This window comes from Pseudomonas massiliensis, from assembly GCF_000826105.1.
Classification (GTDB): Bacteria; Pseudomonadota; Gammaproteobacteria; order Pseudomonadales; family Pseudomonadaceae; genus Aquipseudomonas; species Aquipseudomonas massiliensis.
Genome location: NZ_CCYK01000006.1, coordinates 397130 through 419034, shown reverse-complemented (window position 1 = coordinate 419034; position 21905 = coordinate 397130). Strand labels below are relative to the sequence as shown.

Annotated in this window: 11 protein-coding genes; 5 read left to right on the top strand and 6 right to left on the bottom strand. The window is 64.4% G+C overall.

Annotated features, from left to right (window positions below; all coding sequences use genetic code 11):
* Positions 1-12: 12 nt before the first annotated feature.
* From BN1188_RS07950 to BN1188_RS07930, 4 genes are all read right to left on the bottom strand, one after another.
* The gene (locus tag BN1188_RS07950; RefSeq protein ID WP_052469204.1) at positions 13-1332 is read right to left on the bottom strand and encodes a solute carrier family 23 protein; all 1320 of its coding nucleotides are present in this window, start codon (positions 1330-1332) and stop codon (positions 13-15) included.
* Positions 1333-1636: 304 nt separating this feature from the next.
* The gene (locus BN1188_RS07945; protein ID WP_040260877.1) at positions 1637-4540 is read right to left on the bottom strand and encodes a ribonucleoside-diphosphate reductase subunit alpha; all 2904 of its coding nucleotides are present in this window, start codon (positions 4538-4540) and stop codon (positions 1637-1639) included.
* A gap of 461 nt (positions 4541-5001) precedes the next feature.
* A complete protein-coding gene (locus tag BN1188_RS07935) occupies positions 5002-5721 on the bottom strand; it encodes a 4'-phosphopantetheinyl transferase family protein (protein WP_040260875.1) in 720 nt (239 codons plus the stop codon).
* Between the two features lie 85 nt (positions 5722-5806).
* Positions 5807-6595: an outer membrane protein OmpK gene (locus BN1188_RS07930; protein WP_040260874.1), complete on the bottom strand. Its 789-nt coding sequence runs from the start codon at positions 6593-6595 to the stop codon at positions 5807-5809.
* A 357-nt stretch (positions 6596-6952) separates the two neighbouring features.
* Between BN1188_RS07930 and BN1188_RS07925 the strand changes: the two genes are divergently transcribed.
* The gene (locus BN1188_RS07925) at positions 6953-11995 is read left to right on the top strand and encodes a dermonecrotic toxin domain-containing protein (protein ID WP_052469203.1); all 5043 of its coding nucleotides are present in this window, start codon (positions 6953-6955) and stop codon (positions 11993-11995) included.
* Position 11996: 1 nt separating this feature from the next.
* Here BN1188_RS07925 and BN1188_RS07920 read toward each other — a convergent pair whose 3' ends face one another.
* Both BN1188_RS07920 and guaD read right to left on the bottom strand, forming a co-directional pair.
* The gene (locus tag BN1188_RS07920) at positions 11997-12623 is read right to left on the bottom strand and encodes a LysE family translocator (RefSeq protein WP_040260871.1); all 627 of its coding nucleotides are present in this window, start codon (positions 12621-12623) and stop codon (positions 11997-11999) included.
* Positions 12624-12674: 51 nt separating this feature from the next.
* The gene (guaD, locus tag BN1188_RS07915; RefSeq protein WP_052469202.1) at positions 12675-14015 is read right to left on the bottom strand and encodes a guanine deaminase; all 1341 of its coding nucleotides are present in this window, start codon (positions 14013-14015) and stop codon (positions 12675-12677) included.
* A 269-nt stretch (positions 14016-14284) separates the two neighbouring features.
* On the opposite strand from guaD, the gene BN1188_RS07910 reads away from it, so the two are divergent.
* The 4 genes from BN1188_RS07910 (at position 14285) to ligA (ending at position 21895) form a co-directional block, all read left to right on the top strand.
* Complete coding sequence (locus BN1188_RS07910) at positions 14285-14944, top strand: GntR family transcriptional regulator (protein ID WP_040260870.1); 660 nt, start codon at positions 14285-14287, stop codon at positions 14942-14944.
* Positions 14945-14946: 2 nt separating this feature from the next.
* The gene (smc, locus tag BN1188_RS07905) at positions 14947-18432 is read left to right on the top strand and encodes a chromosome segregation protein SMC (RefSeq protein WP_040260869.1); all 3486 of its coding nucleotides are present in this window, start codon (positions 14947-14949) and stop codon (positions 18430-18432) included.
* Between the two features lie 192 nt (positions 18433-18624).
* Positions 18625-19449, top strand: a complete 825-nt coding sequence (gene zipA / locus BN1188_RS07900) for a cell division protein ZipA (RefSeq protein ID WP_040260868.1) — start codon at positions 18625-18627, stop codon at positions 19447-19449.
* A gap of 103 nt (positions 19450-19552) precedes the next feature.
* Entirely contained in the window at positions 19553-21895 is a 2343-nt protein-coding gene (ligA, locus tag BN1188_RS07895) for an NAD-dependent DNA ligase LigA (RefSeq protein WP_040260867.1), read from the top strand.
* Positions 21896-21905: the final 10 nt, after the last annotated feature.

Below are 21905 nucleotides of genomic sequence, written 5' to 3'. Positions count from 1 at the left end.
GCGGCACCGAAGCTACCTCGGGGCTGCTTCCACGCTTAGCGCTGCGGGCTGGTCAAGCCTGCGCCGGTTGAGTAGCTGGTTAAGCAGGATGGCGCCGAAGGTGGCGGTTCCCAGCCCGCCCAGTGCAAAGCTGCCAAGATGCAGGGTGAAGTCACCCGTACCCAGCACGAGGGGAATGGCAGCGACCAACAGGTTGCGGCTATCGGAGAAATCCACCCGGTTCTCTACCCAGATGCGCGCGCCGGCGATGGCGATCAGGCCGAACACCACGATGGATACACCGCCCATCACCGGTACCGGAATGCAATGCACGACAGCGCCGAATTTCGGTGAAAGCCCAAGCAGTATCGCCACCACCCCCGCCACTATGAAGAGCGCAGTCGAATACACCTTGGTGGCCGCCATTACGCCGATGTTTTCCGCGTAGGTCGTCATCCCGGTGCCGCCCACGCTGCCGCTGAGCACGGTGGCGATGCCATCGCCGATGAAGGCGCGACCGATGGACTGGTCAAGGTTCTGTCCGGTGATCGAGGCGATCGCCTTGATGTGCCCAAGGTTCTCGGCGATCAGGATCACCACCACCGGGACGATCAGCAACGCCGCCGACACCGTGAACACCGGCGCCTGGAAGGCCGGCATGCCGAACCAGGGCGCGGCCGCGATGGGGCTCGGGTCGATGGCCTTGCCCAACCCAAGCAGGTTGGCCAGCACGAAGTAGATGACAGTCGCGGCAATCAGCCCCACCAGAAGCAACATGCGCCGCAACAGCCCGCCAGTGTAGACCGCGATACACGCAATGCAAACGAAGGTGACCAGTTGCATCCAGGTATCGAAACCGGAAGATGCCATGGTCTTGATAGGGACGCTGGCCAGGTTGAGGCCGATCACCGCTACCACGGTACCGGTGACTACCGGGGGCGTGATGCGCTCAATCCAGCCCACTCCCGCCGCCTGCACCACGATGCCGATGGCGACGTATACCAGCCCGCACAGCACCACTCCGCCCAAGGCCAAGGGGATGTTCAGGTTGGGGCCGCTTCCCGCATAGGCGGTGGCGGCGCTGACCGCGCCTATGAAGGCGAAGCTGGAGCCGAGAAAACTGGGGATCTTCCCGCGCGTGACCAGGAAGAAGATCAACGTCCCCAGGCCGCTCATCATGATCGCCACATTCGGATCGAAACCCATGAGCAAGGGCGCCAGCAAGGTCGCGCCAAACATGGCGAATACATGCTGTATGCCCAGGGCAAGGGTCTGCGGCCAGGGCAGGCGTTCATGGGGGGCAACGATATCGCCCAGATCGGCTTTTACAGACCAGGAAAACGGGTTGTTCATAGAGTCCGCCCTTCGTTGGTGGGAGTGTCCCAGTGGCTCGCCCCTGCATTCGCTTGATCATGAGGCGGTAGCGGGTCAGCGGAGCAGAATGCATGCCAGCGGGAAAATCCTGAGCACCAAGAACGCTTTAAGATAAAGCGAGAAGTGAATCCAGACCTTTTGGTCCACTTCGGAGCACTCGCTCAGTGCAAGGCTGTTCGGTACTGGTGCAGTCTGGCGGTGCGCAGACGAAAAAGCCCCCGCCTTTCAAGGGCGGGGGCTTTTTGCGGCCTGCGGCCTGGCGGCTACAGGCAGGGGCGGGGCATTACTGGCAGGCTTCGCAATCCGGCTCGTCAATCGCGCAAGCCTTGGGCACCGGTGCCGGGCCGGCCGGTGCCGACTCGGCAGCCTGGGGCGCGGCGTGCAGGGCGCCGTCGCCACCGCTGGACACCGCGTTGAGCTTGCCGGTGTTGATGGTGGACTTCTCGGTGCTGGTGGCGGCCAAGGCACGGAGATAGTAGGTGGTCTTCAGGCCACGGAACCACGCCATGCGGTAGGTCACGTCCAGCTTCTTGCCCGAGGCGCCGGCAATGTACAGGTTCAGGGACTGGGCCTGGTCGATCCACTTCTGGCGACGGCTGGCCGCCTCCACGATCCACTTGGTGTCCACTTCGAAGGCCGTGGCGTAGAGGTCCTTGAGCTCCTGAGGAATGCGCTCGATCTGCTGCACCGAACCGTCATAGTACTTGAGGTCGTTGATCATGACCGGGTCCCACAGGTCGCGCGCCTTGAGGTCGCGTACCAGGTAGGGGTTGATCACGGTGAACTCGCCCGACAGGTTCGATTTCACGTACAGGTTCTGGTAGGTCGGCTCGATGGACTGCGACACGCCGGTGATGTTGGCGATGGTCGCGGTCGGTGCGATGGCCATGATGTTCGAGTTGCGAATGCCTTTCTGAACCCGCGCGCGCACGGGTGCCCAGTCGAGGGTCTCGTTACGGTCGACTTCGATGTACTTGGCGCCACGCTGCTCGATCAGGGTTTCCAGCGAGTCCAGCGGTAGCACGCCCTTGGACCAGAGCGAGCCCTGGAAGGTCTCGTAGGCGCCACGCTCGTCCGCCAGGTCGCACGACGCCTGGATGGCATAGTAGCTCACAGCTTCCATGGACAGGTCGGCGAACTTGACCGCCTCGTCCGAGCCATAAGGGATGTGCTGCAGGTAGAGCGCATCCTGGAAGCCCATGATGCCCAGGCCCACCGGGCGGTGCTTGAGGTTGGAGTTGCGCGCCTGGGGCACCGAGTAGTAGTTGATGTCGATCACGTTGTCGAGCATGCGCACGGCCGTCTTGATGGTGCGCGACAGCTTCTCGGTGTCCAGCTTGCCGTCCACGATGTGGTTCGGCAGGTTGATCGAGCCCAGGTTGCAGACGGCGATCTCATCCTTGTTGGTGTTCAGGGTGATCTCGGTGCACAGGTTCGAGCTATGGACAACGCCCACGTGCTGCTGCGGGCTGCGCAGGTTGCACGGGTCCTTGAAGGTCAGCCACGGGTGACCAGTCTCGAACAGCATCGAGAGCATCTTGCGCCACAGGTCCTTGGCCTGCAGGGTTTTGTAGACCTTGATCTTGCCGTATTCGATCAGGGCTTCGTAGTACTCGTAGCGTTCCTCGAACGCCTTGCCGGTGAGGTCGTGCAGGTCCGGGGTTTCGGACGGGGAGAACAGGGTCCACTTGCCGTCTTCGAATACCCGCTTCATGAACAGGTCCGGAATCCAGTTGGCGGTGTTCATGTCGTGGGTGCGGCGACGGTCGTCACCGGTGTTCTTGCGCAGCTCGAGGAATTCCTCGATGTCCAGGTGCCAGGTTTCCAGGTAGGCGCAGACCGCGCCCTTGCGCTTGCCGCCCTGGTTGACCGCCACGGCGGTATCGTTGACCACCTTCAGGAAGGGAACGACCCCCTGGGACTTGCCGTTGGTGCCCTTGATGTACGAGCCCAGCGCCCGGACCGGCGTCCAGTCGTTGCCCAGGCCGCCCGCGAACTTGGACAGCATGGCGTTATCGTGGATGGCGCCGTAGATCCCGGAGAGGTCGTCCGGCACGGTGGTCAGGTAGCACGAGCTCAACTGCGGGCGCAGGGTGCCGGCGTTGAACAGGGTCGGGGTGGAGGCCATGTAGTCGAACGACGACAGCAGGCGGTAGAACTCGATGGCGCGCTCGTCACGGTTCTTCTCTTCGATGGCCAGGCCCATGGCCACGCGCATGAAGAATACCTGCGGCAGTTCGAAGCGCACGCCATCCTTGTGGATGAAGTAACGGTCGTACAGGGTTTGCAGGCCCAGGTAGGTGAACTGCTGGTCGCGCTCGTGATCGATGGCCGCGCCCAGCTTGGCCAGGTCGAAGCGGGCCAGTTCCGGGTTGAGCAGTTCGAATTCCACGCCCTTGGCCACGTAGGCCGGCAGGGCCTTGGCGTACAGCTCGGCCATCTCGTGGTGGGTGGCGCTTTCGGCGACGCCCAGGAACCCCAGGCCTTCGGCGCGCAGGGTATCCATCAGCAGGCGGGCGGTGACGAAGGAGTAGTTCGGCTCACGCTCCACCAGGGTACGGGCGGTCATCACCAGGGCGGTGTTCACATCCTTCAGGGCCACGCCGTCGTACAGGTTCTTCAGGGTTTCGCGCTGGATCAGCCCACCGTCCACTTCGGCCAGCCCTTCGCAGGCTTCGGAAATGATGGTGTTCAGGCGGCCCATGTCCAGCGGTTCGAGGGTACCGTCGGCGCGGGCCACGCGGATGCTCGGATGGGGCTGCGCGGGCTGGCTGGCGTCGTTACGGCTGGCGCGCTCCTTGGCCCGCTGGTCACGGTAGATCACGTAGTCGCGGGCAACCTTGTGCTCGCCGGCGCGCATCAGGGCCAGTTCGACCTGATCCTGGATCTCTTCGATGTGGATGGTGCCACCCGACGGCATGCGCCGACGGAAAGTGGCCGACACCTGCTCGGTCAGGCGCGCGACCGTATCGTGGATGCGCGAGGACGCGGCGGCGCTGCCGCCTTCCACTGCGAGGAACGCCTTGGTGATGGCCACGGTGATCTTGTCGTCGGTATAGGGAACGACAGTACCGTTACGCTTGATCACACGCAGTTGGCCGGGTGCGGTGGCGCTCAGCTCCTGGTTGGAGCCCGCGCCCTGAGGCGCCTGGCCTGTCGGGTTCTCGCGAGTGGTGTCGGTGTGCATGGGGGTCTCCACGATCTCTAATGTTTAGTTGGGCGCGGCAGGGGTGGCTGCCGTTCCATGTGAAGCACGACAACCGACGAGCGACCAGGGCCCATGAGGCACTCGCCAGCTTCGCCGGTATACAGCGACTTCTTGATCAAATAAGGGGCGCTTTTGACGCCTCCCTGGCAAAACGAAGCTTGCAGGCCCAGACAGTCTGGCAGGCATGCCAGCAGGCCTGTACCGCAACCGAAAAATCAGCCTTCAGGGGCTTGAATTCTTTTATAGCGTAGTGTTGACGCAGGACGCCAAAACCCAAGATGTAGTGGTCTGGCGCGAAGGGGATACAAGATAATGCGCTTGGGTAGCCTTTGCAACATCAGGAAATGTGGATAACTTGTGGGAAAAATGTGGGATAGCCGCTGCGCGCCCTTTGCCCCAAGGGCTGTAGGAAAACGCGTCGATAAACGCCATTCGTCACGTTAGGCCGGGACGCAAACAAGGCTAAGCAATCGCCCGTCTCGCAGGTTGAACTGGCCCGCCAGTTGCACGCCGGCGCGCCAGTCCGGGCTCAGGTCAGTGAGCAGGCTCAGGCGCGCCTGGCCGTCCTCGGACCAGTCCAGAAGTGACGCCGCCTCGAAATAGAAGCGCTGGCCGACGAGCGGGTAAAGCGCCTTGAACAGGCTTTCCTTGAGAGAGAAGGTCAGCGTCACGACCAGCGCGGCCTGTTGTGGATCTTCCGGCAGGCGCTCCAGCTCTGCCGCCGTAAGGATTTCGGCCGCCAGGCGCAGCGCGCGTTCCGGGGCCAGTAGGCTTTCCACGTCCAGGCCAAGCCCGCGGCAGCGATCGGTCGGGGCTGCGATAGCCGCCGCCCAACCGTCGCCATGAGTGATAGCACCACAGAATCCCGTAGGCCAGCCCGGGGCACGGTCTGTCCCGATGGGCAGGTCACAGCCTGGCAGGCCGAGCCGACCCAGTGCCGCTCGCGCGCACAGGCGCCCGGCCAGGAACTCGGCCTGGCGCTTGGCGACCGAGCGTTCGATGGACGGCGGGCGAATGATGCCGGCGCGCTGGAAGTCATCAGCGGCCAGATGCGACGGCTGGAAACCGCAGTTGGCGAACGCCGCGCCCGTCGGAACGGGCAGTGGACAATCCCAGGTCACAGGCGAACAACAGGCGGGCAGGGGAGCAGTCATGTTCATAAGCCAGATTGTGCCCCCTGTCGGTTGAAGCTGCCACTGGCGGGACCGATGGCCAAGGACGCGCCAGCGACTACGGGCTTCGCTCTTAGAAGAACACCTTCACCAGCAGGCTGGCAGTGTTCTGGTCGGTATCGAAGTAAGCGGTGTCCTTGATGCCGTACTTGTCTTTCCAGTAATCGTATTCGATCCCCACGTACAGCTGGCGCTCGGTCAGGCTCAGCGCCTTGCCCAGGTCGTACTTGATCTGCGGGTTGAAGTGCAGGTTGGCATGGTAGTCGCCGCGGTTGTTGCTGTCGTTACCGACCACCCAGTCTATGAAGCCGTCGATCAATACATCGGACTTGCCTACCGGAATCGTATAGGACCATACCGGCGTGATCTGCCACACATTATCGCCGGCGCGCGGGCCGTCAGTGACCCGCTTGTAGAAGTTGAGCTGGAAATAGTCGAAGCCGGGCACGTCAAAATCGAAGCCAGGGCCGAACAGGTAGGACTCGTTATCGCCCTCGCCGAACTCGTAGGTCAGTGCCAGCAGCACATCCTTGACCGGGCCGAAGGCCACCGGCTGGCCGAGGATCTTGCCAGCGGAAAGCCGTGGGCTGAACTCACCATACAGAGTGCTATTGCCAGCGCTGGATGAAGCCTTGCCGTTGTAGAAGATCTTGTCGACGAACAGGAAGTTATCGCCGTATTTCCAGGAGTCAGCGTGTTCGAAGGTAAAGGTTTGCTGGATCTGCGGGTCGACCGTGAAGTCCCGCCCGTTGAGGTAGGTCAGGCTGTTGCTCTGCCACTGTAGCCACTCGCCCGCGGCCTGGGCGTCACTGGCAGCCAAGGCGGTGCCAGCCAGCACTAGGCTGGAAAGAGTACGATTCATTGAAAGCTCCTTGGTGATAACGGCAGCGCTGCATTGGCGCTGCCTCGATAAGAGTCGTCTGATCAGCCGGCTTGTTTCGTTGCCATACACCCCTTGCAAGTGCCTTGCCAGACCATGGCCTTATCACGAAGCAAACTCGGCAGGGCGGTCAGGCTTGCGGGGCATTGCTCGAGGAGCGGCGGAAGAGGGCGCGCCAGCTAAAGGGCGCGCAGCATAATGAGGCATATTCTGAAAGGCAATCACCGGCGATAACCCGTGGTCCTGCCTCCGCCTCGGGTACGGCACGGGCGTAAGTATCTACTGCGTCACCACAGGTCCGTCTGCTCAGACTGCTGCTTTCCGCTAAGGAGTGCAGTCGTGAATCCCCTTGATAGCTTACTGGAGACCCCGGTCCAACCCTTGCTCCCATCGGTGGCAAGCCAGCAACGGGACGGAGCCCGAGGCATCCTGGCCGCCGGGCAGTTACTGGCTGACGCGCCGGTCGATTGGCTACATCGCGTCGCGGATACCTTGGCCGCCAAGGCCGCCGGCCAGGCTGACTGGTCCTCCAGCCTGCCGCAAGACCTGCGGGCCATGGCCTCGAGCATGGCCGAAGAGCAAGCGGCCGAGGCCTGGCAGGTAGCGGTGGACGAAGCCCTCAGGCAACAGGCAGACGCCTTTGTCTATCTGCTGGAGCTTGGGAGCCAGCCGGCCGATTATCCGCGCCTTCTCAACAGAAGCCGCCAAGCGGCGCACCGGGCCCGCCTGTTGGCCCGCTTCGGCGAGGAAGCGCCCGCCCTGGCGGACCTGTCGGCCTATCAGGCTGCGTTTCGAGCCCGCCATCAGGCCCAGGCGAAGTCCGCGGCGATCATGGGAACGGCCGCGGCGTTTTCCGCGCCGAACGACTTGAGCGCCGACCTGAGCCAGTTGCTGGAGCAGGCCATTGTCGCCGAGTTGCGTCTGCGGGCCGAGGAAGGAGCACTGGAACCTGGTATTGCGGCGATGCTCGATGCGCCTGACGGCCCCGGCGGTTGGCAGTGGCTGGCGGTCACCTGGAACGGCGCTACCCTGGCGGGGGCCTGGGTACTGACGCTGCCGCAGGCGTGGGGCTCGCGCGTCACTGGCCTGCCTTTGCTGCTATGGGTGCAAGGGGAAAGCGGGGGGCTCGCTCATTTCGAGGACCTGGCCTCTTTGTACCACGCCATCGCCGCGGACGTTCAGGCCCCATTGCCCACCGCCCTGGCCAGGCAGGCGCAGGACGCGCCAGCGCAAGGAGATGGAGCTGCCCTGGTGCCGCTGGCAGCAGGCGGGGCCACGGCCATCCAGGCATTGCTACAACCCTGGGTGCAACGGTTCGCCGCCTTGGCGGAAGGGAACTGGCCCTGGCCCGAGCTCGATCAGGCGCTTGCCCAAGAGCGGATGCTGGATGAAGCTCGCAGCGCCCTGGCGATTCCGATGGATAGCCAGCGCCGCCTGGCATTGACTGAGGTCGAACGTCAGTGGCAGGCCGACGCGCTGCTGGAGCACTTGCCCACCTGGTTGCTCAGCCGGCCCCTGGAACAGCGGGAGGGCTTCGCCCAGCGCCTGTTGGCCTACCATGAGGCCGCCAGCCAGCTGGAAGCCTGGCTCAGCGAGCAGGTGCCCGACTTCGCCGTGTTCGCCGGGCGCTTGCTGGCCGAGCGCATCGAGCATGACTTGGGCCTTGAAATCAAGCCCGACACCGTGGTGGCGAGCCGGCCGACGCATATGACCTTTGAGTGGTTCGGTAATGGCACGAACCTGGAACCACCGCCGGAGGGCCTGTTTCCACGCCCTCCGGTCAATGAGCATGGCCCCGGCGGCCTTCGCTGGGTCCCCAGCGATACATGGGAACAGGTGACATTGGCCGAACTGGCGATGGAAAACCTCGATGCCGACGAGGCGGCCGAAACCGAACGGCTCAAGGCCGCGCACTGGCTAGTTCCCGGCCTCACGGCCGGTTACCTGATAGAAATCCTGCCCGTACTGGACCCGCTGAAGCAGTACGATGCCCATGTGCGTCGTAGCCTGGACCCGGCTCGGGCGCCGATGCCTGAACGGCTGCGCCGACCGTTCGAGCTGGAACTCCAACTCTTGGCCCAGGTGATGCACTGGTCGCGTCGGCTGAGCACCCGCGGCCAGACAATGCTGCAAGCGGCCGCCACGGAACAGGATCCTGCTCGCCTGGCTGAGCAGGGGCTACGGCTCCACTGGCTGGTGATCCACATGGATCAGGAGCTGGGACAGACGGTTCAAGGCTGCTGCGCGCTGGTCCACGCGGAGGATGGCCATACCTTGCTGCACCTGCCAGGGGCGCCTGACGGATTCGAGCTGATCGAACATCGGAGCCTGAGCCATGCTTTGGATACGCTCCGACGGGGCATCGCCAGTCAATCAACACTGGCCGAATACGTAGCGCAGCGCCTGGGCGGCGATCCGAAGATATCGCTGGCTTACTTCCGGCAAGCCGCGCTACATCACTACGACGATTATCTTCGCGCCCCGGCATCCCTGGACCAGACCCTTGTCTGCCTACAGCTGGACGATCGCTGTTTCTGGCTACGAGCCAGAGCCGCGGCACAAGGGCGAAGCCAGCGCGGCATCCATGTTGCCCGCCACCTGGCGCTTCAGGAGCGTTATCTGGGTTACCTGCGCGCGGCCATGGCCATGATGCCCGGCGTGGGTACCCTGGTCGGCCTGCAGACCCTCTATGAAAGCGCCTCGATGGTGCGCTCCGGGTGGCGTCAGCAGGACGCCGACCTGGTCGGCGTGGGCGTGGTTGGGGTTCTGGGCGGGATTCTGGACGTGCTGCTCAGCAGCCTGCCCGTGGCTTCCAGCCTGGCCAGCGTGCGCCAGGCGGTGAGGGCCCAGGCTGTTCTGAGACAGGCGCGGCAGCCCTTGGCGGGCTACGAGGCCCGGCTCCGGCTGCCCGGCGCCACGGCGCTCGCAGGAGCGGACGCCGGTACCTGGCTGCACGATGGTCAACGCTATATCTGCCAGGATGGACGAGCCTATGCGGTCTACCGTCGCCCCGGTGAAACGACCCTGCGCTTGCGCGCCACGGCAACGCGCCGATATGAGGCGCCCGTTCGGCGTGAGGGCGAGCGTTGGGTCACCCATGCCGATGTGGGGCTGCGTGGCGGCGGGGGCAAGTTGACCCTGGCCGAGAATGTCTTCGCTACCTGGGGGCCTGGTAGCCGTCATGAACCCTTTACCGGCGCCACGCGGACAAGGGCGTTGGCCCAAGGCCGACGGCTATTGAATCAATACAGCTTTCCAAACGCGACCCTGGAGGCAGAATTCGCCTTTGCCTACCTGGCCGACGGAATCCCGCCCGCCTGGGCGCTGCGCTATCGGACAGGTCCAGGCGCCGCGGTTGTGGTCGCGCCAGTGACTGATGCGTGGCAGGCCGTGCGCTGGACCCCGGCGGGCAGTGATGACTTCACTCCTAGCGGCCGCGGCGGCCTGGTTCACCTTGCCCCGCGCGGTCAAGGCCAGCCGACGGAAATGGTAAGGTTGCGAGGCCATTATTATCCACTGCTGAGGGGGGGCGGCCAGGAAGCGGAGCGCTTCATTGCCCCAGCGGGCCCGGCGCCTGCCAGCCTGGCGGAACTCGACGAGCTGATTCTTCAAGGGCTGGGCCCGGTGCGAGTGCGTCTGGGCGCCACGCCTGCTGAGGCACCGACCCTCATCGGGCCTTATACACAAACATTCGCCGAACGTCTGGGCGAGCGCTTCCCTCACCTGGCTCCCGCTGCGCGACGGGCCTGGGCGGAGATAGTCTACCGCAGGGCATCGCAATCCGCGCAGGGGCTGACCCAGCAACGTTTGCGGGCTATCGAACGCCTGATCGCGGACGATACCGCGGAACCCCTCCGGGCGCTTTTCCCGAGGATGATCGACAGCCTGGTGACCGAGCTGGCGAGACGGGACCTGGCTGACAGCTTCTCCCAGGTACACTGGTCCCTTACGACGGCTGAGCGAACGGCCCTGCAACAGGCCCTGGCCGGGCAGGGCGCAGAAGAGCTTCGCATGATGATGAATGGCTTCCTGGTCGGACGAGGCTACAGCGTACTCTTCGATCATGCGATCGCGGGCCGCTACCTGAGCGTGTTCCGTCGCCCGGGCCGTCCGGAAATCTACGTGCTGGTGCAGCTGGACAGGCTTGGCGCGGTCAACCTGTATGGGAATCATGGCGCCAGCCTGCTGACCCAGCCCTGGCTGGATATGGTCATCCCGCGCATTTCCAATGTCGAGGCAGCTGCCGTGGTCCGCGCAGCCCGGTACCGCGGCGAACTGGTGCCAGTGCTGGGAGGCGCCACGGCGCCGAGCGCGGCATCCGTGGAAATCATCTGGGAGCGCGTATTCCTGCTTGCGGATATACCAGGAGCGCCGCTCGCGGTGCGTAGCTGGCGCAGCGCCCTGCGGCCGATCCAGCCTGGCGACGTGGAAAGCGCGCCCGGTTCAGGGATGTTTCGAAATGCTGACACTGGCTTGATCGAAGGCGCGCGCGTTCATGGGCAATGGTTGCCCGTGTTTCCGGTTGCCGATGACACGCGCCTGCTGCTCTCGCGCCCAGCCGACTTGCCCACGCCACTCACGTTCGATGCGTTGAACCGATGCATTCGCGAGCGGTTCGCCGAACAGCCCTGGCTGGTTGCACGCGAGGGCACCGAATGGTCGGTACGCCGTCATCTATTCCTAGCGCCCCTGGATCGGCAGCTTGGTCGGACGCGACCGGGCCTTACCCCTCCAAGCGCTTTCAGCGTTGCCGAGGCGGCCTTCGCTCGCGCGCAGGGCAGTGACCATGCCAGGCTTCTGCATCTGGAGCATGTATTGTCCAGTTGGGTGCACAATAGCCACGCTCAAGGCGACCTGGCTGACCCTCTGCTGCTGCTTTCAACGCTGAGTCCGGAGCGCTTGGAGGGAGGCCTGAACTGGCGGCTCGCGCTGCCGCCGGATATCGCAACCCCGGCGCCTGGCGTGCTGTATCTGCGGCCCGTGGAGCAATACACCCAGGGCCTGCTGGAAACCGTGCGGCGGCCCCGTATGCGCCATCATGCCTTCAATCTGGCCGATGATCTTCTGGTCCGCTATGGGCTTATCCAGGAGCATCGAGTGGGCCGCTTCGCCCAATACCGGCAACCCTCGACTGGCCGCGTCTACGTGGTCGCCGTCCAGATAGCCGAGGCCGATCAAGTGCTCGTGGCAGCGGATGAGGGCCTGGAGGCACTCTCTTCGACCTGGATCGCTCGTTGGCGGGAGCGCTTGGCGCCGCGCCAGGCCGAAGCCTTGGCGCAAGCCGTCGACCAAGGGCGCCTGGTCAGGTTGCTGGCTGCCCTGCGTCTGGATGCACCCGCGGAGCAAGGGGTACTGGCGCTGATTCGACTGAGCGAGTTCTGACTCAGCGCGACCCCCAGAGCGCGCCCGCGCCAGCGGCGGCGAACAGCGCGGCGCTGGCGCGATTGAACCAGCGCCGACCCTGGCCGCTTCGCAAGTAGCGGCCAGCCCCTTGGGCAAGCAGGCCATAGCCAAGCTTGCAACCCAGGTCGATCAGTGCCCAGCTCAGGCTCATGACCAGTAACTGCGGGCCCAGGGGGGCATCGGCCTGGATGAACTGCGGCAGAAAGGCTGCGAAGAACAGCAGGTCCTTTGGGTTGCTGGCGCCCAGGAGGAAGGCCTGGCGAAAGAGCGCTGGGACGCCGCGCTCCGACGCCAGCGTACCGCCCTCCTGCTCAGGCAACTGCCTGGCATGCCGCCAGCTATTCCAGGCCAGATAGAACAGATAGAGCGCTCCGGCCAGCTTCAGTGCCTCGAACCCCTGCGCCGAGGCCGTCAGAAGCGCGCCCAGGCCAAGGGCGGAGGCCATCAGCAAACACAGGGAAGCGCTCATTCCACCCAGGAAAGCCGGCCAGGATCGACGCACGCCCAGCTGCAAGCTATTGCTGACCATGAGCAGCGACAGCGGCCCCGGGATCACAATGACCACGAAGGCGGCGGCACAGAAAAGTATCCAGGTGTCCAGGGGCATGTTTTTCGCCAGGGTAGGAGAGAGGGGACGATTATCGCCCAGGCCAGGGCATCAGTCGCGGGCGAGCTCTGCTGCTGATGCCACGGCATCTCGTTGATGCACCTCTTGGCCCATGGCGAAGGTATGCGCGACCACCCTATCGTCGCCCAGGGTCATGAGCACGAACAGCGTTTCGGCGATGGAGCGGCTTTGGCTCAGGCGGTACTCCAGCAGGGGCGTGGCCTTGAGGTCGAGCACCACGAAATCCGCCTCATGGCCGGGCTGCAGGCTGCCGATACGGTCTGCCAGGTCCAGCGCCCGCGCGCCGCCGAGGGTGGCCAGGTACAAGGATTTGAAGGGGTTCAGGCGTGCCCCTTGCAGTTGCATGACCTTATAGGCCTCGTTGAGGGTCTGCAGGATGGAAAAACTGGTGCCAGCGCCCACGTCGGTACCCAGGCCCACCTTCACCTTGTGACGTTCGGCCATGGGCAGGTTGAACAGCCCGCTGCCGAGGAAAAGGTTGGAGGTGGGGCAGAACGCCACGGCGGCCCCCGCCTGACCCAGCCGGGCGCATTCGTCTTCACAAAGGTGCACGCCATGGGCGAACACCGACCGCGGCCCGACCAGCCCATGGTGGTCATACACATCCAGGTATCCCTCGCGCTCCGGAAACAACTGTTTGACCCACTGGATTTCCTCGCGGTTTTCACTCAGGTGAGTATGCAGGTAAAGCCCGTCGTGCTCTCGCAACAGGCGCCCGGCCGAGGCCAATTGCTCAGGCGTGCTGGTGGGGGCGAAGCGGGGTGTCACCGCATAGTGCAGCCGGCCCCGGCCGTGCCAGCGCTCGATCAGCGCCTTGCTCTGGGCGTAACCGCTCTGTGCAGTGTCGGTGAGGTAGTCGGGAGCGTTGCGGTCCATCATCACTTTGCCGGCGATCAAGCGAAGGTTCAGCCGTAGCGCGGCTTCGAACAGGGCATCGACAGACTCGGGATGAACGGAGCCGAACACCAGGGCGGTGGTGGTGCCATTGCGTAGCAGCTCGGCAAGGAAGCGGCCGGCCACGTCTTCGGCGTGTGTCGCGTCCTGGAACTGCCGCTCGCAGGGGAAGGTGTAGGTGTTCAACCAGTCGAGCAATTGCTCCCCGTAAGCGCCGATCATGCCGGTTTGCGGGTAATGGATATGGGTGTCGATGAAACCTGGGGTGATCAGGGTATCCTCGAAGTGCCGCACCGGCACCCCGGGGGCCAGGTCGGGCAGCAGCGCGCTGGCCGGGCCCATGGCCAGGATCTTCCCACCCTCTACAACGAGGAGTCCGTCGGCGATGTATTCATAGGAAGCGTGTTCGCCCAGTTCGGCAGGATCACCCAGGCTGTGCAAAAGACTGGCGCGGTAGGCTTTGCGGGTATCACTCATGAGCGGGCCTTCGAAGGTTCAGGTGCGGCGGTTGCTTGATAGCCAGTTTACCTTGCATCGCCGCCACGCCAACCCGGCAGGGCCTCGCTTGAGCCGAGACGACCGGTATCAGGGTGAGCTCCGTGGGGGCTTCGGATAGGACAAGCCTACAGCAAGCCTACAGCAAGCCTTCGCCCAAGGGTGGCCGCCTGCCTGCCATCTCCGCTTCAGCGCGCCAGCATTTGCGTTACAATCGCCGCCCCGCGCACCTATTGGAACTCCCATCAATCATGACCTTCAAGGCCCTGGACAGCCTCGCCGAGCAGATTGCCCGCCATCTGGCCGACCGTATCGTGAGAGGCGAAATACGCCCTGGTGAGCGGATCCAGGAGCAGAAGGTGACCCAGGCCCTGGACGTGAGCCGTGGCTCGGTGCGCGAAGCGTTGCTGATCCTCGAGCGCAGGCACCTGGTAGTGATTTCCCCGCGCCGCGGGGCCCAGGTGAGTGAACTCAACGCTCATCACGCGCGCAGCCTCTGCACCTTGATGAGCGAACTGTACATTCTGCTCGGCTGCGCCGTGGCGCAGCAATGGCGCGGCGAGGAAGACCTCGGTCCCTTTCTGGCCTTGCAGCAGCGTTTGCGCCAGAGCGCCGCGGCCAATGACATCCAGACGTTCGTCGATGACAGCTTCAATGTGATGCGCGCGGCCTATCCGTTCGCGGACAATCCCTACCTGAGCCAGACGGTGGAAAACCTGCAGCCGGCGATGAACCGCAATTACTATCTGGCACTGGAGCAGCGCAAGGCGGCGATGGCCGAGTACCTGGCCCTGTTCGACGGTTTGCTGACCGCCGTCAGGGATCGCGACCTGAACACCATTCGCACCCAGCTCAAGGCCTACGGCGAGTTGAGCTGCCAACTGGTGCTCGCCGCCCTGGGCGCTCGCTGAAGATGCGCCTCAAGTGCATCCGCCTGGCGGGATTCAAGTCCTTCGTCGATCCGACCACGGTCAACTTCCCCAGCAACATGGCGGCCGTGGTCGGGCCCAACGGCTGTGGCAAATCCAACATCATCGACGCGGTACGCTGGGTCATGGGCGAAAGTTCGGCCAAGAACCTGCGCGGCGAGTCCATGACGGACGTGATCTTCAATGGCTCTACCAGCCGCAAGCCGGTCAGCCAGGCCAGCATCGAGCTGGTGTTCGACAATAGCGAGACCACCCTGGTCGGAGAGTATGCCGCCTATGCGGAGATCTCCATTCGCCGCAAGGTGACCCGCGACGGCCAGAACACCTATTTCCTCAATGGCACCAAGTGCCGTCGGCGCGACATCACCGATATCTTCCTGGGCACCGGCCTGGGCGCGCGCAGCTACTCGATCATCGAGCAGGGCATGATCTCGCGCCTGATCGAAGCCCGGCCTGAAGAGCTGCGCAACTTCATCGAGGAAGCCGCGGGCATTTCCAAGTACAAGGAGCGGCGCCGGGAAACCGAAACCCGCATCCGCCGCACCCAGGAAAACCTCGAGCGCCTGACGGACCTGCGCGAAGAACTGGAGCGTCAGCTCGAACGCCTGCACCGACAGGCCCAGGCGGCAGAGAAATACCAGGAATACAAGGCTCAGGAGCGCCAGCTCAAGGCACAGCTGTCGGCCCTGCGTTGGCGCGCCCTGGACGAGCAGGTGGCGCAGCGCGAAGGCATCATCGGCGAGCAGGAAGTGGGCTTCGAGGCCCTGGTGGCCGATCAGCGCAACGCCGATGCCAGCATCGAGCGCCTGCGCGATGGCCATCATGAACTCTCCGAGCGCTTCAACCAGGTGCAGGCCCGCTTCTATGCGGTAGGCGGAGATATCGCCCGGGTCGAGCAAAGCATCCAGCACGGCCAGCAGCGGCTGCGCCAACTGCAGGACGACCTGCGCGAAGCGGAGCGCGCTCGCCTGGAGACCGAGTCCCATCTGGGGCACGACCAGACCCTGCTCGCCACCCTGGCCGAAGAACTGGCCATGCTCGAACCCGAGCATGAGATCGCCGCCGCCGCGGCCGAGGAAAGCGCCGCCGCCCTGGAAATCGCCGAGTCGGCCATGCAGGGGTGGCAGGAGCGCTGGGATACCTTCAATACCCGCTCCGCCGAGCCACGGCGCCAGGCGGAAGTGCAACAGGCGCGCCTGCAGCAGCTGGAGCAGTCCCTGGAACGCCTGGCCGAGCGCCAGCGGCGGCTGGCCGAAGAGCTGGCCGGCCTGGTGGCGGACCCGGAAAGCGCCGCTTTGCTGGAACTGGACGAGCAACTGGCCGCCGCGCAAACCCTCATTGAAGATCTTCAGGCCGAGGAGGCGGAGCAGGCCGAGCAGCTCGAAGCCCTGCGCGAAAGCTTGCAAGGCCTCGGTCAGCGCCAGCAGGCCGGGCAAGCCGAGCTGCAGCGCCTCGGTGGCCGCCTGGCCTCGCTGGAAGCGCTGCAGCAGGCTGCCTTGAATCCGGCCGGCGGAGCCAGCGACTGGCTCCAGGCACAAGGGCTGCAAGGCCGGCCGCGGCTGGCCGAGGGGCTGCGGGTCGAGCCGGGCTGGGAGCAGGCGGTCGAGGCTGTGCTAGGGGCGGACCTGCAGGCGGTGCTGCTCGATGATCTGGCCGCGCCAGGCTTGTCAGCCTTCGAAGGCGGCGAATTACGCCTGGCCCAGGCAGTTCCCGCGCCCAGCCTGGGCGACAGCCTGTTGAGCAAGGTCAGCGGCCCGCTGGACCTTTCCGCCTGGCTGGGGCAAGTGCGCCCGGTGGACACCCTCGAAGCGGCCCTGGCGCTGCGCGCCGAGCTGGGGCCTGGAGAAAGCCTGGCGACCCGTGATGGCTACTGGGTAGGACGGCACTTCCTCCGGGTACGTCGCGGCGACGATACCCAGAGCGGAGTACTGGCGCGGGCGCAGGAGCTGGAGGGCTTGAGCGCTACCCAAAAGGCGGCCGAGGCTGCCCAGCAAGAGCTCGAGCAAGCGTTGGAAGCAGCGCGCGAAGCCCAGCGCTCGGCAGAGCAGGCGCGTGAGCAGGTTCGCCGCCGCTTGCAGGAAGAGGCCCGCCAGTTGGGCGAACTCAAGGCCCAGCGCTCCGCCAGCCAGGCGCGCGCCGAACAGTTGAGCCTGCGGCGGCGGCGTCTGGAGGAAGAAACCCGGGAATTGAGCGAGCAGCGTGCTCTGGAAACCGAGGCCATAGGCGAATGCCGCCTGCTGCTGCAGGAAGCGCTCGACCTGATGGCCGATGACAGCGGCCAGCGTGAAGTGCTTGTAGAGGCTCGCGAGCAGTTGCGCCAGGCGGTGGAGCGAACTCGCCTGGAGGCTCGCCAGCACAAGGACAGCGCGCATCAATTGGCCTTGCGCCTGGGCTCGCTGCAGGCTCAGCACAAATCTACCGCCCAGGCCCTGGAGCGTCTGGAACTGCAATCGGCGCGACTGGCCGAGCGGCAGGAGCAGTTGACCCTGAACCTGGAAGAAGGCGAAGCGCCGCTCGAAGAGCTGCGGCTCAAGCTCGAGGCCCTGCTGGAGCAACGGCTGGCCGCCGACGAAGAAATGCGCATGGCCCGAGCCGCCCTGGACGACGCGGACCGTGAATTGCGTGAGGCCGAGAAGCGGCGCACCCAGGCCGAGCAGCAGTCGCAACTGCTGCGCGGGCAGATGGAACAGCATCGGCTGGAATGGCAGGCCCTGAACGTGCGTCGCAAGGCCTTGCAAGAGCAGCTACAGGCCGACGGCTATGATTTGCATGGGGTGCTGCAAACCCTGGAAGCCGACGCCAGCGAAGCGGCGGCCGAAGAAGCGTTGCAGTTGCTCGACGCACGCATCCAGCGCCTGGGCGCGATCAACCTGGCGGCCATCGAGGAATACCGCCAGCAGTCCGAGCGCAAGCGCTATCTGGACGCCCAGGATGCGGACCTGATGGAGGCGCTCGGCACGCTGGAAAGCGTCATCGGCAAGATCGACCGTGAGACCCGCAACCGTTTCAAGGACACCTTCGACCAGGTCAACAACGGGTTGCAGGCCCTGTTCCCGAAAGTCTTCGGTGGCGGTAGCGCTTATTTGGAACTGACTGGCGAAGATCTACTCGATACTGGGGTCACGATCATGGCCCGGCCGCCGGGCAAGAAGAACAGCACCATCCATTTGTTGTCCGGTGGTGAAAAGGCACTGACCGCGTTGGCACTGGTGTTTTCCATCTTCCAGCTCAACCCCGCGCCCTTCTGCATGCTCGATGAAGTGGACGCGCCGCTGGACGATGCCAACGTAGGACGTTACGCACGCTTGGTGAAGGAAATGTCGCAAACTGTGCAGTTCATTTATATCACTCACAACAAGATCGCCATGGAGATGGCCGACCAGTTGATGGGCGTTACCATGCATGAACCCGGGTGTTCGCGGCTGGTTGCCGTGGATGTGGAGGAAGCCCTGGCGATGGTCGATGCCTGAGGCGAACGCTTGCGTTCTGCCGTGAAACACATGCGGCGAACGGTGTAAAGTTGCCTTTGGTCATGCTAGTTTATCGTTCATATATTGTGTGCTTGAGAAAAGACCAGCCAGAACATAGGCTTGGGCTCACGTTTTAAAGGGTTTCTTGACCCATTTTAATTTTTCGACATTTTTTTCGAGGCACTGGACTCCATGGAAATCGGTCTGCGCGAGTGGCTGATCGTTATCGGCATCATCGTGATCGCCGGCATTCTCTTCGATGGCTGGCGCCGCATGCGTGGCGGCAAAGGCAAGCTCAAGTTCAGGCTGGATCGCAGCCTCTCCAATCTTCCCGATGAAGATGGGCCCACTGAAGTACTGGGTCCACCCCGGGTGCTGGATACCCATCAGGAACCGCAGCTGGATGAAGCCGACCTGCCGAGCATGACCGCGCCCAGCCGTGAAACCGCGCGCGAAGGCGGCCGGCGCAAGCGCCAGGAAACCCCTCGCGCGGTGGAGCTGGTGGTGGACGAGCCGCGCCTGTCCGGCCGGGACGAATTTGAAATGGACGACGAAGGGGCCGGCTCGCTGGACGACGGCACGCCTGTGGAAGAAGTACTGGTGATCAATGTGATTTCCCGCGATCCCTCAGGCTTCAAGGGCCCGGCGCTGCTGCAGAACATCCTCGAAAGCGGCCTGCGCTTCGGCGAAATGGACATCTTCCACCGCCATGAAAGCATGGCCGGCAATGGCGAGGTGCTGTTCTCCATGGCCAACGCGGTCAAGCCCGGCGTGTTCGACCTGGATGATATCGATCACTTCACCACCCGCGCGGTGAGCTTCTTCCTGGGCCTGCCTGGCCCGCGTCACCCCAAGCAGGCGTTCGAAGTGATGGTCGCCGCCGCGCGCAAGCTCGCCCACGAACTGGATGGCGAACTCAAGGATGATCAGCGCAGCGTATTGACTGCCCAGACCATCGAGCACTATCGCCAGCGGATCGTGGAATTCGAGCGCCGCGCGCTCACCCAGAAACGCTGAAGCGCCTGATGATGTCCAAAGCCAGCCCCGTTCATGGCGGGGCTGGCTTTTTACTTTATGTGATTGGTGCAGGCCCTGGCCTGCATGCCCGCCGGACCCGACTATGACCACTGCCTCGACCCGAATCCTGGAACTGCGCGCCGAACTGGACGAACACAACTACCGGTACTACGTGCTGGACGAGCCCAGCATTCCGGATGCCGAATATGACCGCCTTTTCCGCGAGCTCCAGGCGCTGGAGGGCGAGCATCCTGAACTGGTGACGGCGGATTCGCCTACCCAACGTGTCGGAGGCAGCGCCCAGACGGCGTTCAGCCAGGTCCGCCATGAGATTCCCATGCTCAGCCTGGGCAACGCCTTCGAGGAGAGCGACCTGCGGGATTTTGATCGTCGTGTGGCCGATGGCCTGGACCTGGCCCGAGGCGAAGTGATGGAGTACAGCTGCGAGCCCAAGCTCGACGGGCTGGCGGTGAGCCTGCTGTACGTGGACGGCCAGTTGCAGCGTGGCGCCACCCGGGGTGATGGCACTACGGGCGAGGACATCAGCGCCAACGTGCGTACCGTGCGCAATATCCCCCTCAAACTCAAGGGCAGCGGCTGGCCCGCCACTCTGGAGGTGCGCGGCGAGGTGTACATGAGCAAGGTCGGCTTCGAGCGCCTTAACGCCGCCCAGGCCGAGGCGGGTGGGAAAACCTTCGCCAATCCGCGCAACGCCGCCGCCGGGAGCCTCCGTCAACTGGATGCTCGCATCACCGCCAGCCGGCCCCTGGAATTTTGCTGCTATGGCATCGGCCAGGTCAGCCATGACATCGCCGACACTCACATCGGCAACCTGGAGCAGCTGCGGCAATGGGGCTTGCCGATCAGCCGGGAACTGAAGCTCGCCCGGGGCGCCGAAGCCTGTTTGGACTACTACCGGGACGTTGGCGAGCGGCGCAACAGCCTGGCCTATGAAATCGACGGGGTGGTGTTCAAGGTGAACAGCATCGCGGCGCAGCGTGAGCTGGGCTTCCGTTCGCGCGAGCCCCGATGGGCCCTGGCTCACAAGTTTCCAGCCTCCGAAGAGCTTACCGAGTTGCTGGACGTGGAATTCCAGGTAGGGCGCACAGGGGCGGTAACCCCGGTGGCCCGCCTCCGGCCGGTGAAGGTGGCCGGAGTGACGGTGGCCAACGCCACCTTGCACAACATGGACGAAGTGAACCGCCTGGGCGTGATGATCGGCGACACTGTGATCATTCGCCGCGCCGGGGACGTGATCCCGCAGGTGATGCAGGTGGTCAGCGAGCGGCGCCCGGCCGATGCCCGTCCGGTGATGGTGCCCACTCACTGCCCGGTGTGCGGTTCGGAGGTGGAGCGCACCCAATTGATCAAGCGTGGCAAGGGCAAGCAGACGGTCAGCGAGGGCGCGGTGTACCGCTGTGTAGGCCGCCTGGCCTGTGCCGCCCAGCTCAAGCAGGCGATCATCCATTTCGTATCCCGCCGCGCCATGGACATCGACGGGCTGGGCGACAAGATCGTCGAGCAATTGGTGGACACGGGCCTGGTGCGCTCGCCCGCCGACCTGTATCACCTGACCCAGGAGCAGGTATTGGGCCTGGAGGGCTTCGCCGAGGTTTCCAGCCGCAACCTCATCGCCGCCATCGACGCCAGCCGCACGCCCAGCCTGGCGCGCTTTATCTTCGCCCTCGGCATTCCCGACGTGGGCGAGGAGACCGCCAAGGGCCTGGCTCGTGCCCTTGGCAGCCTGGCGCGGATCATGGCCGCCCAGCCCAAGGTACTGACCTACCTGCCGGACATCGGCCACGAAGTGGCCTATGAGATCGCTCACTTCTTCGAGGAAGAACATAACCGCACGGTGATCGCTCAGTTGCTGGAGCGGGGCGTGGTGCTACAAGGGGAGGGGGAGGTGCATGCTGAATTCGCCGCCGTGGCCAGCTTTGAATCTTTGGTGGAGAAGCTGGGTATCCCCTATGTGGGCCCAGGCGCCGCGCAAAAACTGGCCCAGCGCTTCGGCTCCCTGGAAGCCCTCGCGGCCGCGGATTGGCTCGACCTGCGTCAGGTGGTGGCCGAGCGCACCGCCAAGGCCGTACGCGATTATTTCGATTTACCTGCCCAGCGCGCCGAGGCCCTGGCCGCCGAAGCCCAGCTACGGGACTTCGGCATGCACTGGACCAGTGTGCGCCGTGGCGATGGAGAGGGGCTGCCCCTGGCCGGGCAAACCTGGGTGCTGACCGGCACCCTGGAAAGCATGAGCCGGGACCAGGCCAAGGAAAAGCTCGAAGCCCTGGGCGCCAAGGTGGCCGGCTCGGTCTCCGCCAAGACCCACACCGTAGTGGCCGGGCCTGGGGCGGGGAGCAAGCTGGCCAAGGCCCAGCAGTTGGGGGTGGCGGTGATGGACGAAGCCCAGTGGCTAGCGTTTCTGGAGCGGCAGGTCGACGGGCGCTAAGACGCTGACG